General features: G+C 70.4%; 13 protein-coding genes and 1 pseudogene. 8 read left to right on the top strand and 6 right to left on the bottom strand.

The window, feature by feature from the left end; translation table 11 throughout:
• The first annotated feature begins 93 nt into the window (after nt 1–93).
• The 3 genes from ABFX54_RS24740 to ABFX54_RS24730 all read left to right on the top strand — a co-directional run bounded on the left by ABFX54_RS24740 (nt 94) and on the right by ABFX54_RS24730 (nt 2,033).
• Nucleotides 94–402 carry a hypothetical protein gene (locus tag ABFX54_RS24740; RefSeq protein WP_346108460.1) on the top strand — a complete coding sequence of 103 codons (309 nt, stop codon included), beginning with the start codon at nt 94–96 and terminating at the stop codon, nt 400–402.
• Nucleotides 403–475: 73 nt separating this feature from the next.
• Nucleotides 476–1,648: a 4-hydroxybenzoate 3-monooxygenase gene (locus tag ABFX54_RS24735; RefSeq protein WP_346108458.1), complete on the top strand. Its 1,173-nt coding sequence runs from the start codon at nt 476–478 to the stop codon at nt 1,646–1,648.
• Nucleotides 1,649–1,691: 43 nt separating this feature from the next.
• On the top strand, nt 1,692–2,033 hold the full coding sequence (locus ABFX54_RS24730; protein WP_346108456.1) for a chorismate mutase: 342 nt from the start codon (nt 1,692–1,694) through the stop codon (nt 2,031–2,033).
• Nucleotides 2,034–2,044: 11 nt separating this feature from the next.
• Here ABFX54_RS24730 and ABFX54_RS24725 read toward each other — a convergent pair whose 3' ends face one another.
• The 5 genes from ABFX54_RS24725 to ABFX54_RS24705 all read right to left on the bottom strand — a co-directional run bounded on the left by ABFX54_RS24725 (nt 2,045) and on the right by ABFX54_RS24705 (nt 6,483).
• Nucleotides 2,045–2,932 (bottom strand): MauE/DoxX family redox-associated membrane protein, encoded by an 888-nt coding sequence (locus tag ABFX54_RS24725; RefSeq protein WP_346108454.1) that lies wholly within the window; start codon nt 2,930–2,932, stop codon nt 2,045–2,047.
• Between the two features lie 10 nt (nt 2,933–2,942).
• Nucleotides 2,943–3,551 (bottom strand): cell wall protein, encoded by a 609-nt coding sequence (locus ABFX54_RS24720; RefSeq protein ID WP_346108452.1) that lies wholly within the window; start codon nt 3,549–3,551, stop codon nt 2,943–2,945.
• 13 nt (nt 3,552–3,564) lie between these two features.
• Nucleotides 3,565–4,014, bottom strand: coding sequence for an RlpA-like double-psi beta-barrel domain-containing protein (locus ABFX54_RS24715; RefSeq protein WP_346108450.1), 450 nt, complete (start codon nt 4,012–4,014; stop codon nt 3,565–3,567).
• A gap of 150 nt (nt 4,015–4,164) precedes the next feature.
• A complete protein-coding gene (locus ABFX54_RS24710) occupies nt 4,165–5,349 on the bottom strand; it encodes a M20/M25/M40 family metallo-hydrolase (RefSeq protein ID WP_346108448.1) in 1,185 nt (394 codons plus the stop codon).
• Between the two features lie 144 nt (nt 5,350–5,493).
• Complete coding sequence (locus ABFX54_RS24705) at nt 5,494–6,483, bottom strand: trypsin-like serine peptidase (RefSeq protein WP_346108446.1); 990 nt, start codon at nt 6,481–6,483, stop codon at nt 5,494–5,496.
• Between the two features lie 311 nt (nt 6,484–6,794).
• Here ABFX54_RS24705 and ABFX54_RS24700 point away from each other — a divergent pair, with 311 nt between their 5' ends.
• Complete coding sequence (locus ABFX54_RS24700; protein ID WP_346108445.1) at nt 6,795–7,451, top strand: hypothetical protein; 657 nt, start codon at nt 6,795–6,797, stop codon at nt 7,449–7,451.
• A gap of 352 nt (nt 7,452–7,803) precedes the next feature.
• Here the strand turns inward: ABFX54_RS24700 and ABFX54_RS24695 are convergent, their stop codons facing one another.
• Nucleotides 7,804–7,977, bottom strand: a complete 174-nt coding sequence (locus ABFX54_RS24695; RefSeq protein WP_346108443.1) for a hypothetical protein — start codon at nt 7,975–7,977, stop codon at nt 7,804–7,806.
• 18 nt (nt 7,978–7,995) lie between these two features.
• Between ABFX54_RS24695 and ABFX54_RS24690 the strand changes: the two are divergent.
• The 4 genes and pseudogenes from ABFX54_RS24690 to ABFX54_RS24675 all read left to right on the top strand — a co-directional run.
• Nucleotides 7,996–8,497: pseudogene (locus ABFX54_RS24690) on the top strand (response regulator); the annotation flags it as partial.
• A gap of 157 nt (nt 8,498–8,654) precedes the next feature.
• Nucleotides 8,655–8,918, top strand: a complete 264-nt coding sequence (locus ABFX54_RS24685; protein WP_346108441.1) for a hypothetical protein — start codon at nt 8,655–8,657, stop codon at nt 8,916–8,918.
• A 284-nt stretch (nt 8,919–9,202) separates the two neighbouring features.
• Nucleotides 9,203–10,294 carry a S1C family serine protease gene (locus ABFX54_RS24680; RefSeq protein ID WP_346108439.1) on the top strand — a complete coding sequence of 364 codons (1,092 nt, stop codon included), beginning with the start codon at nt 9,203–9,205 and terminating at the stop codon, nt 10,292–10,294.
• A gap of 232 nt (nt 10,295–10,526) precedes the next feature.
• Nucleotides 10,527–12,638: a PQQ-dependent sugar dehydrogenase gene (locus ABFX54_RS24675; protein WP_346108437.1), complete on the top strand. Its 2,112-nt coding sequence runs from the start codon at nt 10,527–10,529 to the stop codon at nt 12,636–12,638.
• Nucleotides 12,639–12,643: the final 5 nt, after the last annotated feature.

The raw sequence follows: 12,643 nt of genomic DNA, 5'->3' as shown, positions 1-12,643 counted from the left end.
GCAATCGCCGGCCGAAAAGTACAGCTAGCTGTACCTCTGACTGTCCCGCTGCTGGGATCGTCGCGGCCCGCGCCGCTCCGTAGCGTTCTCGGCATGACGAACGGCACGACGCCCGGCCCCATCACTGCCGGGACGACCGCCCCGACGACCGACGTATCAACGATGACCGAGGAGCGCATGATGACCGACCACACCACCGAGACCCGTCCCGCCGGCGTACTCTCCCGGGTGCGCCGCCCCGTGCTCTGGCTGCTGCTGGCCGTCTTCGCGGTCTGCAACGCGGTGTCGTCCATCGCCGACGTCAACGTGTTCGTCGGGGTCGGGTTCGGCCTGGCCACGTTGGGCTGCGCCGCGGCGCTGATCGCCCAGCACTACGAGACCCGCGGGAACGGCCGGAGCTGAAGGGCTTGCGGATCAGCCGATCCTGGTGTCGGATTCCGGACGACAAGCACTGATATCGCCGGAAGGGCCGAGCATGCCGGAGAGCACCGAGGTCGTCGTCATCGGAGCCGGCCCGGCCGGCCTGACCCTGGCCAATCTGCTGCGGCAGGCGGGCGTCGCGTGTGTGGTGCTGGAGCGGCAGAGCCGGTCCTACGTGGAACGGCGGCAGCGCGCCGGCGTGCTCGATCACGCCGCGACCCGCGTCTTCGAGGACTGGGGCCTGGCCGAGAGCGTGCTCGCGGGCACGCACCGGGACTCCACGATGGAGATCAGGGTGGACGGCGAGCCGCGCTTCCTCGACGTGGTCGCGCTGGCCGACGGCAGATCGGGGCGGATCGTCCCGCAGCAGGTTTTCGTCGGCCGGCTCATCGCGGCCTTCGAAGCGGGCGGGGGAGACCTGCGCTTCGACGCCGCCGAGGTGACGCCGCGCGGCGTCGAGGGTGAGGCCCCCGTCGTGTCCTACCGGGAGCAGGACGGCACCGTACGCGAGATCGCCTGCTCGTACGTGGCCGGCTGCGACGGCCACCACGGCGTCAGCCGGGCGAGCGTGCCGGAGCAGGCGCTGACCACGTACACCTACGACCACGGCATCGGCTGGTTCACCGTGATGGCCGACGTGACGCCGCCGCGGCACCCGATGTTCGCGATCCACCCGGCGGGCTTCGCCGCCCACTTCCCGAGAGGGCCGCAGGCCAGCCGCTTCTACCTGGAGTGCGCGCCCGGCGACGCGCTCGGCGACTGGGACGACGCCCGGATCTGGGCCCAGTTACGGCTGCGCCTCGGCGACCCGGGACTGCCCGAGGGGCCGATCACGGAGAAGGCCGTGGTGGACATGCGCAGCTTCGTCGTCGACCCCATGCGGTACGGGCGCCTCTTCCTGGCCGGGGACGCCGCCCACATCATCACCCCGATGGGCGGAAAGGGGATGAACCTGGCCATCGCCGACGCGGACGTCCTGGCCCACGCGCTGCGGGCGGCGCTGCGCGAGGGGGACGGCGGGCCGCTGGAGGCGTACTCGGCCACGTGCCTGAAAAAGGTGTGGAACGCCCAGGAGTTCTCGCGCTGGCTGACCGAGATGACCCACGAGTCCGGTGACGCGACGCTGGCGGGGCCGTTCCGGCGGGAGCTGGCCAGGGCGCGGCTGGAGCGGCTGTTCAGCTCGGGGGCGGCGGCTCGGGCCTTCGCCGACCTGATGGCCGGCGGGTAACATTTCCCCTTCTAGGGTCATGTTGCGCTATGTGGGGATATTTGTGGATAAAACCTCTCAGGATCTGACCGAACAGGACACCTTCATTCGCAAGGAGCTGCAGCGGCTCCGCGACAGCATCGACAACCTCGACGCCGCGCTCGTCCATCTGCTGGCCGAACGCTTCAAGTGCACGCAGGAGGTGGGCCGGCTCAAGGCCGAGTACCAGCTTCCCCCGGCCGACCCCGATCGGGAGGCGGCCCAGATCCGCCGCCTGCGCGCCCTGGCCGAGGAGTCGAAGCTCGACCCTGTCTTCGCCGAGCGCTTCCTGAACTTCATCATCGCCGAGGTCGTCCGGCACCACGAGCTGATCGCCAGCAACCACGCGGCCTCCCGCGGCAACTAAGGTCCCGGGCTTCAGACGTTCACCAGGGCGACCTTGACCGCGTGCGGGTCGTCGCCGACGAGGGGGACGGCGAAGACGGCCGTGCGGTCGCGGGCGCCGTAGACGACGAAGCGCAACCCGTCCTCGTCCCACGTGTCGCGCACGTCCGAGGTGAGCTGGGCCGAGGCCGAGCAGTAGGCGGGGCTGCGGCGCAGCAGGTGCAGCGACGCCTCCAGCGGAACGCTCCCGGTGGGCGTGAGGGCGAGCGGCCGGCGCAGGCGGACCAGCAGGCGGCGCAGCGGGACGAGCCAGTAGCGATCCAGCTCCGACGACAGAGCCAGCAGGGCCAGGATCTCCGCCGAGACCACGACGCCCGCCAGACCGCCGGGCAGAGAGACGGCCGTGAGCAGGCCGGGCGCCGCCGTGAACAGCACGGTGACCAGCGCGGCGGCCAGCAGCAGCCCCGCCCGGGCGAAGGAGCGCGCGTCCACGGGCTTGGCATGGGTGCCCAGGCAGCCGCACGACGCGGCGGGCGCGGCGACGTGGGCGTAGGCGAGATAGACGAGAAAGCCGGCCGACAGCAGCGCGGCGGCGACCCCACCGGGAAGATGCGCGGGCGACAGCGCGGCGCCGGCCCCATCGGGGAGCTGCGCGGGCGCCCCTTCGAAGAAGCGGGCGAGCGGCAGCCGCGAGGCGGCCCCGCCGAAGAAGAGGGCGGGGAGCAGCAGGGCGGCGGCCACGGCGACCTCGGCCAGTCCGACGAGCCGCAGGACCGGGACCGCGCGCGCCGGGCCGGTGAGCCGGGCCAGAGCGGTCTGGCCGGCCTGTGCCCGCATCCGCCGGCTGAGCAGCTTCACCAGACCTGCCCAGAGGAGGAAGAATGCGATCACGTACGGCTGAGACGCGGCGATCCCGTTCACGAACTGCCTCCTAGTGCGGGGAGAAGACCGTTGCGATGTCCACTTCGTTCGTGTCCGGCCGCCAGGCGCCCAGGATCTGCACGTGCTGGCTCACTTTCAGCATCGACAGGTCCTCGGTGGGCGGCGACTCGGAGTGGATGGCCACCGACTTGCCGGCGACGACGTGACACAGCACTTCGTGGCCGTTGTGGTCGAGGTGGAGGGTCTGTCCGGTGATGTTCTTGATGTGGCCCTTGATGTTGACGATGTTCAGCCACACCGACTCGGCGGCCAGCATCCCGTCCGGCATGCGCACACCCCTGGCGTACAGGCCGTCTCCCGGCTTGGCCTGGTCGAACGCGACCGGTCCGAGCTTCCACAGGCTCGTGCCGTCCACGACCCTGATGGTGTGGAAGACCATGTTCGAGCCCAGGACGAGCAGCGTGTTCTCCTTGATCGAGCGGATCCGGCCCTCGGCGAAGTCGGGGTCGGGCGCGCCCGGCTCGACCTTCTGCGCGGGCGCGGACGCGGTGGCGGCGAACGCCGCCTCGGGCCCGAGCGAGCCCATCGCGGTGGCGGCGACGACGCCGGCGCCTCCGCCGAGCACGGCGGACCTGAGCACATCCCTTCTGCTGCGCATCTGCTCCGCCTCCTCAGGCCGTCGAGATCTCGGCCGGCCGCAGGCCGGAGGAGAGGCTGGCGATCTGGCTGTAGGCGGCGGGGGTGAGGTCGATCAGCCGGTTGCTGGCGCAGGTCGCGCCGCAGCAACTGCGCTCGCCGCAGAACAGGTCGGTCTGCGGGCCGCAGTCGGCGATGGCGGTGACGACGCTGGAGCCGCTGCACAGGGCCGTGATGCGGTGGCGGAACCCGCACGTACGGCGGGACAGGCCGACGCCGCAGCTGTCGGGGCGCGTGATGGCCCAGCAGGCGTCGGAGGTGTTGGGCCAGGCGTGCTGGAGGTTGCCGGAGTTGCAGGTGCCGCAGGCTCCCTTGCCGGTGCTGCTGCACGGGCCCCAGGCGGTGCCGCAGCAGAACCAGGAGACCTCTCCTTGGACGGGGCCGAGTAAGTCGGCGGGCGGGTCGGTGGCCGTGCTTCGCGCCATGGCGCGTCCTCCTTGGGTGAGCTCTGGACGATCTCAGCGAGGGGTTTGAAGCTTTCCGACTCGATCTACAACTACCATGTAAGGATTTTTCGTCAATGCCCGAATTTGTCCGGGCATGCGGCGGCCGGCAGGCGAAGCCGGGCGGGTGGATCAGGCGCAGAACTCGGCGATCGTCGCCGCCAGCACGTCCGTGACCAGCTCGACGGAGGCGATGTCGGCCCACTCCGTGTCGGCGTGCGCGCCGCCGCCGTCCACCCCGAAGAGCAGGCACGGGATCCCGGCGCGGGCCAGCAGGGCGCAGTCGGTCCAGAACGGCTCCGCGCGGATCACCGGCGGTCGGCCCAGCGCCCGCTCCACGTGACGCAGCAGCACCCGCGCGATAGGGGATTCCTGATCGGCCTCGAACGGATCGCGGTGCAGGCCGCCGCGCAGCTCGTACCGGAAATCGGGGACGGTGGCGGCCAGCCGGTCGAGGATCTCGGCCAGCTCGGCCCGTACGGTCTCGGCGCTCTCACCGGGAACCGTGCGCCGCTCCACGGTGATCCGGCAGTGGGCCGGATACGTCGAAGGGCCTTCCCCGCCCTCGATGAGCGAGGCGTGCACGGTGCCGGGCCCGAGCAGCCGGTGCCCGCCCGAGGCGGCCAGGCGCAGGCCCAGCTCCTCCAGGGCGACGAGGAAGTGACCGGCCTTGGCGATCGCGTCCACGCCCAGATCGGGGCGAGAGCCGTGGGCGGCCAGGCCCAGGACGTCGATCTCGAACCAGGCGAACCCCTTGTGCGCGAGCGTCACCTCCAGCAGGCTCGGCTCGGTCACGATCGCCGCGTCCGCGGTGAACCTCTCCAGCACCTCCTCGGTGCCGAAGCTGGCGTGCTCCTCGTCGGCCACACAGGCCACGATGACGTCGCCGCGCAGCGGGCCGGCCGCGGTGGCGCGGGCGGCGGCGGCCATCATGGCGGCCACACCGCCCTTCATGTCGAAGGCGCCGCGGCCGTGGATCCGGCCGTCCTGGACGCGCGGGGTGAGCGGGTCGCCGTCGTACGTGCCGTAGGCGACCGTGTCCAGATGGCCGTTGAGCATCAACGACCGCCCGCCCCCGGTGCCGCGCGCCACGGCCACCAGAGACGGGCGGCCGGGCCTTCGTTCGAGCCGGTGGAGCTCGAAACCGCGCTCGCCCAGCCACTCCGCGCACAGCTCGGCCACCGCCGACTCGCCGGCGCCGCCGGGGGCGAGGTCGGGATTGACCGAGTCCGCGGCGATGAGACGTTCGAGCAGCGGCAGCGGATCGCCGGCGGACGATCCTGCGGGCGGCACGACGGGCGGCACGACGGGCGGCATGGCGGGCCTCCTGGGGGATCCAGGCCCATCATGCCGCACCGCTTCCCAGCCGGCCCGAACCGCTTCCGGCCGGCACTGTTTCCCGACCGTTTCCCGACCGCTTCCCGACCGCTTCCCGGCCGTTTCTCGGGCGGCCCGAGCCGCTCAGGTGGCCTGCGAGTTCTGGGCCGTCTGGTAGACGGCCATCGCCTCGTTCCCGAAGAACGGGCCGAACATGAAGTTCGGGGCGAAGTTGTAGGTGAAGCTGTTGAGCGAGTTCAGCCAGCCGAGCCCGGTCGCCGGGTCGAACCCCTGGAACCACGGCCCGCCGCTGGACCCGCCGGTCATGTTGCAGCGCAGCCCCTGGTCGTTCGTCGAGACGGTGTCGTTGAACGCGCGCCCGCTGCAGTAGATCAGCTCGGAGCCGTCGAACGGGTCGGCCGCCGGATAGCCGAACGCGAAGTTCTGCCGCTGCCTCGGCTGGTTGAACGCCACCCCCTGCCCGCCCACGACGTCGGTCAGCGTGCGGCCGTTCAGCGGCGCGACCACCACCGCGGCCACGTCGAAGTTGATGTCCTCGCGCGCGTTCCACTGCGGCGTGGTGAACATCTCGCTGGCCACCCAGGTGCCGAACGGGCGCCGGCCGTCGTCGAAGGCCGGGACGAACGCCCAGTTGCGGTGCGCCGCGCCGTTCAGCTTCACACAGTGTCCCGCCGTGATCACGACGCTCTCGTTCGCGCTGGTCACGGCCGAGCCGGAGCAGGAGGAGTTGCGGCCGTCGGCGGTGGTGAAGAAGACCCGGCCGGTGGTGCGCACGACGGCGCCGCCGTCGGTCCACTGCAGGCCGGGGCTGTTGGCCACCGCGGCCTGCAGCCTGCCGTTGCCGCTGCCCGAGGTGCCGCGGGTCGCCCACGGTCTGCCCTGGGACGGGGTGCGCGACCGGACGCCACGCCGGGGCGCGGGCGCCTCCAGCGGTTGCGCGGCGACCATGCGACGCGGGGTCCAGTACTGCGAGACGGACCTGCGCTCCGACCAGGAATCCGTGGCGGACCAGGTGACGGGCCTGCTGGGATCGGCCTGGGCGGCGCCCGCGGGGACGAGGGAACCTGCCAGGGCGAGCACGAAAGTGGAGAGCAGGGCGACTCTGCGGTGCATACGTACCTCCTGAAACGCGGAATCTGCCGTAGGGAGGTACGTACGGGGTCATCCATTCGCCTCAACGCATGCACATTTGGATATGGCGTCATACCTGTACGAAAGCACCCGAGCACGGAGGGTGACTTCTGGATCGCTGCCCGGGGTCTGTGCTTTCTTTGCCGAATAGGCGTCAATTGATGACGCTTTTTCACCGCTCTTTTCCGGATACGGGAAATTCGACATCGGCGTGGCGTTGTCATCTCGCTCGCGGCAACTGTAAGCATCGTACCGGTCTGGCGACTATAGGTCGCATGCGGAAAGGAACGGTAATGTTCACCCCACTGAGAGAAATGGCGAAGCCCGCACTGCGCGGTCTTCTCGCGGCGACACTGGCGGTCACCATGGCACCGGCGGCGAGCGCCGACTCCAAGGACGACGACCACCACCACCGCACCAGTGACAGGGGATTCGTCGATTACCACGACGACGATGACGACGGCGGAAGAAACTGCAGGCCGCGCACCTTCTTCCGGATCCACCAGATGTCGCCGCGGAACTTCTACCTGCCCCGCACCCGCTACATCGACGGCCCCGGCGGCTCCATGACGGTGTCGGTCACGCGCGAGGCTGAAATCACCGCCTTCCTCGAAACGGAGAACGAGAAGTCGAAGGACTTCTCCAAGACCATCGACACCAAAACCGTTGTCGACCATTTGCGCCGGCTCGGGCTGCCGCACCTGGAAGAGCGGCACATGGTCTTCTCCGGCCATGAATACACCAAGGAAATCAGCGACGGCATGTACGGCAACATGTGGTACCGGGTATTCGGTTACCGCGTCGGCTGGTCCGCCTGGTCGGTGCTCGGCACCTGCGAGCGCAACAAGGTCGCCGCCGGCATCGCCAGCGTGCCGTCCCGCGTCGAGGGATGGCGCTACTGGGAGACCAAGCACCCGATGTTCAAGCGGCGCAAGCTGTCGGTCAAGTAGGGGAGAGGCCGAGACGCAGGTCAGCGGGATAGCCTGGTGGGTTTCCGGGTAGAGCGTGACTCAGTCCGGTAGTGGCCGGACGCGCAGCCGTCCGGTGCGCCGAACCTCAAGGGCTTCATGAGGGGGAACACCATGGCCATCCAGCGATATCTGGGTCTCACATCGTTCCGACTTCCCATGCTCCGGTACCACGAGCCGCCCTGGGGCGGCGACGACGAAAGCTACAGCCGCGCACGGCGCAGGCGCCGTCGCCGCCGCTGAGCGGATCCGCCGGAAGAGGTGAGGGCGTCCGCCCTCACCTCTGGCGTCTCGGCCGCTTCCGCTGTCTCACCGGGCGCTTGCGCTGTCTCGATCAGGAGAACGCGGCCTGGACGTCCGGCACCGTGAACATCGGCTCCAGCTCGGCGGGCGGCACCACCTTGCCGGAGAACAGCGCCTTGACGAACTTCTCCAGGTCCGCGGCCGTCGAGATCAGGTCGCCCGAGGCCCAGGTCGAGGTGACGCTGATCGCGGTCGTGTTCACCACGTGCCCGTCGCCGTACGGGACGGCGTCGCCGCCGTCCGCGAGCACCGCCCCGACCTGCTCCTGCTCGACATTCGCATGCCCGTCATGGACGGCATCGAGGCGGCCAGGATCGTGTGCGCGGACGGCGGCTGCCGGGTGCTCATGCTGACCACGTTCGACCTGGACGACTACGTCTACGACGCGCTGCGGGCGGGCGCCCGCCGGGTTCCCGCTCAAGGACGTGCGCGGGGACGACCTCGTGCACGCCGTACGGGTGGTCGCGGCCGGAGAGTCGCTGCTCGCCCCCTCGGTCACCACGCGGCTGATCGCCGACTTCACCTCAAGAGCGCCCAGGCCCGCCGCGCCGCCCTCGGAGCGGCTGCCCGTGCTGACCAAGCTCGGGCTGCGCGACCGAATCCAGGCGGTGATCGTCGCGTACGAGACGGGGCTGGCGGTCCCCGGCGAGCTCGCCCGAGCCCTCGGGGCCGGCGGTGCCCGGCGAGCCGGACCGGGATCTTCACCTGTGGACCTGACCTGGTGATCGGGTTAGGGTCAGATCGCTTCGCGAGACCCGCGAACGATCACGCGACCGACGGGAGCGCGCCATCCACGCCGAACCGATCACCCGCCTCCTCCTGGGACTGTCCGTCCCGCTCGCCCTCCTCATCGCGGCCCCGCCCGCCCGCGCGGACGTGCCCGTGTGCCTGCCCGAGACCCAGGTGTGCGCCGGCCTCGACGACGGCCGCTTCGCCTTCACGATCAGGCCGCGGCCTGTCACGCTCGCGGTGGACGCCACGGTCAACGGCACGCCGGTCACCGGCAACCTCACGCACTTCACGGGGGACGACTATGTCCAGGGCTGGTACGAGCCCTACCCGCCGCTGGTCCCCGGCGACGTGATGTGCCTGTCGTTCACGGCGCCGGGGGTGCCGCCTGGGCCGTACTGCGACACCGCGCCCTAGATTTTTCCGGCGGTGACGCATCGGCGCTGCCAGGGGCGATAAGGCAGGTGTCAGGGCCGCAGCGGCCGGGAGATCGCCCGCTTAGCCGGGATTTACGCCGTGTTGAGCAACCTGGTGTCCTCGGGACACTAGGAGATGACATGGACGCGAACGAGCCGCGCACCGGTGGTTGGAGCCAGTTCGGTGACAGGCCGCCCACTGCCGGGGGGTTCACCCGGCCGACGAGCCCGTTGCCTCCGCCTCCGCCTCCGCCGATGCCGCCGGCGCCGTCGAGGACCGGTTTCGTGCTGACCCGCAAGGCGATCGCCGGCCTCGCCCTGGCCGCCGTCGCCGCGATGTCGGCGGCGGCGCTGGGCGGCGGCGCGGTGGGCGCGTCCCTGGCCGGAGGGGGCGCCCCGGCGGTGGTGACGGCCACGCCGGCCAACCCGAGCCCGGTGTTCCACACCGCGTCCGACCAGTACACGGTCGCGCAGGTGGCGGCTCAGGTGCAGCCGTCCGTGGTGATGATCCAGGGGCAGACGAGCGAGGGCTCGGGCGTGGTGCTGTCGGAGGACGGCCAGATCCTGACCAACAACCACGTCGTGTCCGGGCAGAACTCCGGCCTGACCGTGAAGTTCAACGACGGGAAGACGGCCAAGGCCACCGTGCTCGGCACCGACCCGGCCACCGACCTGGCCGTGATCAAGGCCGAGGGCGTCTCGGGGCTGGCCAAGGTGGCGCTCGGCGACAGCGACCAGCTCAAGGTGGGTGACGACGTGCTTGCCATCGGCAGCCCCCTGGGCCTGGACGGGACGGTGACGTCGGGCATCGTCAGCGCGCTCGACCGCACCGTGACCTCGGGCAACGCCCCCAACGAGCAGCAGCTCCCGCCGGGCTGGGGCGGCCGGCAGCAGGGCCAGGAGGAGACGACCACGCTCGGCGGCATGATCCAGACCGACGCGGCGATCAACCCGGGCAACTCAGGCGGCGCCCTGGTCAACGCCGCGGGCGAACTCGTGGGCATCAACAGCGCGGTGGCCGCCGACGGCGTCAACCTGGGCTTCGCCATCCCGGTCAACACCGCCAAGCACGTCTCCGAGCAGCTCATCAGCAAGGGGACGGTGAGCCACGTGTACCTCGGCGTCAGCGTCACCGACGCCACCGGGGACGTGTCCGGCGCGCTCGTCCGCCAGATCACGGCGGGCAGCCCGGCCGAGAAGGCCGGGCTCAAGGAGGGCGACCTGATCACCAAGATCGGCGCGACGCCGGTCCAGGGCGGCGACACGGTCGTCGGCCAGGTACGCGGCTACAAGGTCGGCCAGCAGGTCGAGATCACCTACCAGCGGAACGGCAAGGAGAGCACGGTGACCGTCACCATGCAGGAGAAGAAGAACTAAGCCAGATCACGCTCCACGATCGCCGCCCGCCCGCCGCCCTCGCTCCTCGATCGCCCCCTGTCCGCAGCCCGCGGGCAGGGGGCGATCCGCGTTCGCGCCGGCACTTAGGGCGATGATCCGCGAAAGATGCCCGATCCGTGGCGATTAGGCCCTCCTCGATCGGCAAAACTCGGGTTACATTCACGTTACTTTGCCCTCTCTTATCCCCCCGAGTAAACCGAAGGAGAGAGGCATGCGAGTGAGAACCACGATCGCGGCGTTGACTGCTGCGGCGATCCTCATGCCGCAGGCCGCACTGGCCGCCGACGCCGGCGCGCCCTCGGGCGCAGCGGCTCCGCCGCCCGACAGTCAGTTCCAGAAGGTGACGCTCAACGACAACCCCGGTGAGCCGATGGACCTGGCGGTGTTACCCGATTCGAGGGTGTTGCACACGACCAGGCCCGGCGAGGTCTGGTTACACGACCCCAAGACGGGGCTCAACACGCTCGCCGCCAGGCTCGACGTCTACCAGCACGACGAGGAGGGCCTGCAGAGCATCGCGCTCGGCCCGGGCTTCGGCAAGGGCTCCAAGAAGGACGACTGGATCTACCTCTACTACTCGCCACCGCTCGACACCCCTGTGGACGACCCGGCCACCCCGGACGTCAACGAGGGCGACGCCCCGTTCACCGGGACTCCGGAGGACTTCGCGCCGTTCAAGGGCCTGATCCGGCTCTCGCGGTACCGCTGGACGGGCAGCACCATCGACCTGCGTACCGAGCAGCAGATTCTCGACGTGCCGGTGGATCGCGGGATCTGCTGCCACGTCGGTGGCGACATCGTCTTCGACGCCGCGGGCAACCTGTACCTGTCCACCGGAGACGACACGAACCCGTTCTTCTCCGACGGCTTCACCCCGATCGACGAGCGGGCCGACCGCAACCCGGCGTTCGACGCCCAGCGCAGCTCGGGCAACACCAACGACCTGCGCGGCAAGATCCTGCGCATCAAGCCCCGCGACAACGGCTCCTACTCGATCCCGCACGGCAACCTGTTCCGGCCGGGCACGAAGAACACCAGGCCGGAGATCTACGCGATGGGCCTGCGCAACCCGTTCCGCATCGAGCTCAACCGCCGCACCGGCGAGCTGTACGTCGGCGACTACTCGCCCGACCAGCAGCAGGCCAACCCGCAGCGCGGCCCGTCGGGCACCGGCAAGTGGACCACGATCCGCAGGGCGGGCAACTACGGCTGGCCTTACTGTGCGACGGCGCGGCTGCCGTACGTGGACTACGACTTCGGCACCGGCGCGTCGGGGGCCACCTTCGACTGCGCGGCACCGGTGAACGAGTCGCCGCACAACACCGGGCTGCGCCGGCTGCCGCCGGTGACGCAGCCGGACGTCTGGTACTCGTACGGGGCGTCGGCGGAGTTCCCCGCGCTGGGCACCGGCGGCATCGGCCCGATGGGCGGGCCCGCGTACGACTTCGACCCGGCCGACACCCGCGGCCCCCGCGCCGTGGCCTGGCCGAAGTACTACGACGGCGTCCCGCTCTTCTACGAGTGGACCCGCGACTACGTCAAGGCGATGTTCGACCGTGGACAGCGGATCGAGAGCGTGCTGCCCTCGATCGTCTTCGACAACCCGATGGACATGGAGTTCGGCCCCGACGGCGCGCTCTACGTGCTGGAGTACGGGGACGGCTTCTTCAGCGAGAACCCGGACGCCCAACTGGCCAGGATCGACTTCACCGGCCACACCGGCAACCGCACGCCGATCCCGGCGGCGCAGGCGTCGGTGACGGGCGGGCTCGCCCCGCTGACCGTCGCCTTCACCAGCACCGGCACCAGCGATCCCGACGGCGACCGGCTCCGCTACGCGTGGGACTTCGACGCCGACGGCAGGATCGACTCACGCAGCCCCTCGGCGTCGTTCACCTACCGCGAGAACGGCCTCTACCAGGCCACCCTCAAGGTCACCGACGACGCGGGCATGTCCGCCTCCACGTCGGTGCGGATCGTCATCGGCAACGCCGTCCCGGTCGTCGAGCTGGTCAGTCCCGTCGCGGGGCAGCCGTTCCGCTTCGGCGACCTGATCGAGTTCGAGGTACGCGTCACCGACGACCAGCCGGTGAACTGCGCGAACGTGGCCGTGAACTACATCCTCGGTCACGACGACCACGGCCATCCGCAGACCACGGCACGCGGCTGCACGGGCTCGATCCAGACCACCGTGCCGAGCGGCCACGACCCCGAGAACGACGAGCTGACCGGCGTCTTCGTCGCCACCTACACCGACCCCGGCACCGGCGACCTGCCGGGGCTGACCGGCAGCACCGAGGTCGTGCTCCAGCCCACGAGTTAGGAGAT

The organism is Nonomuraea maheshkhaliensis, from assembly GCF_039529435.1.
GTDB classification, from domain to species: Bacteria; Actinomycetota; Actinomycetes; order Streptosporangiales; family Streptosporangiaceae; genus Nonomuraea; species Nonomuraea maheshkhaliensis.
The sequence above is the reverse complement of the archived record's forward strand: the minus strand, read 5'-3'. Positions and strand labels throughout refer to the sequence as shown.

Coding starts and splice junctions, on each gene's coding strand:
- ABFX54_RS24740 (WP_346108460.1), top strand. CDS start 94: ATGACGAACGGCACGACGCCCGGCCCCATCACTGCCGGGACGACCGCC.
- ABFX54_RS24735 (WP_346108458.1), top strand. CDS start 476: ATGCCGGAGAGCACCGAGGTCGTCGTCATCGGAGCCGGCCCGGCCGGC.
- ABFX54_RS24720 (WP_346108452.1), bottom strand. CDS start 3,551: ATGCGCAGCAGAAGGGATGTGCTCAGGTCCGCCGTGCTCGGCGGAGGC.
- ABFX54_RS24715 (WP_346108450.1), bottom strand. CDS start 4,014: ATGGCGCGAAGCACGGCCACCGACCCGCCCGCCGACTTACTCGGCCCC.
- ABFX54_RS24710 (WP_346108448.1), bottom strand. CDS start 5,349: ATGCCGCCCGTCGTGCCGCCCGTCGTGCCGCCCGCAGGATCGTCCGCC.
- ABFX54_RS24705 (WP_346108446.1), bottom strand. CDS start 6,483: ATGCACCGCAGAGTCGCCCTGCTCTCCACTTTCGTGCTCGCCCTGGCA.
- ABFX54_RS24700 (WP_346108445.1), top strand. CDS start 6,795: ATGTTCACCCCACTGAGAGAAATGGCGAAGCCCGCACTGCGCGGTCTT.
- ABFX54_RS24675 (WP_346108437.1), top strand. CDS start 10,527: ATGCGAGTGAGAACCACGATCGCGGCGTTGACTGCTGCGGCGATCCTC.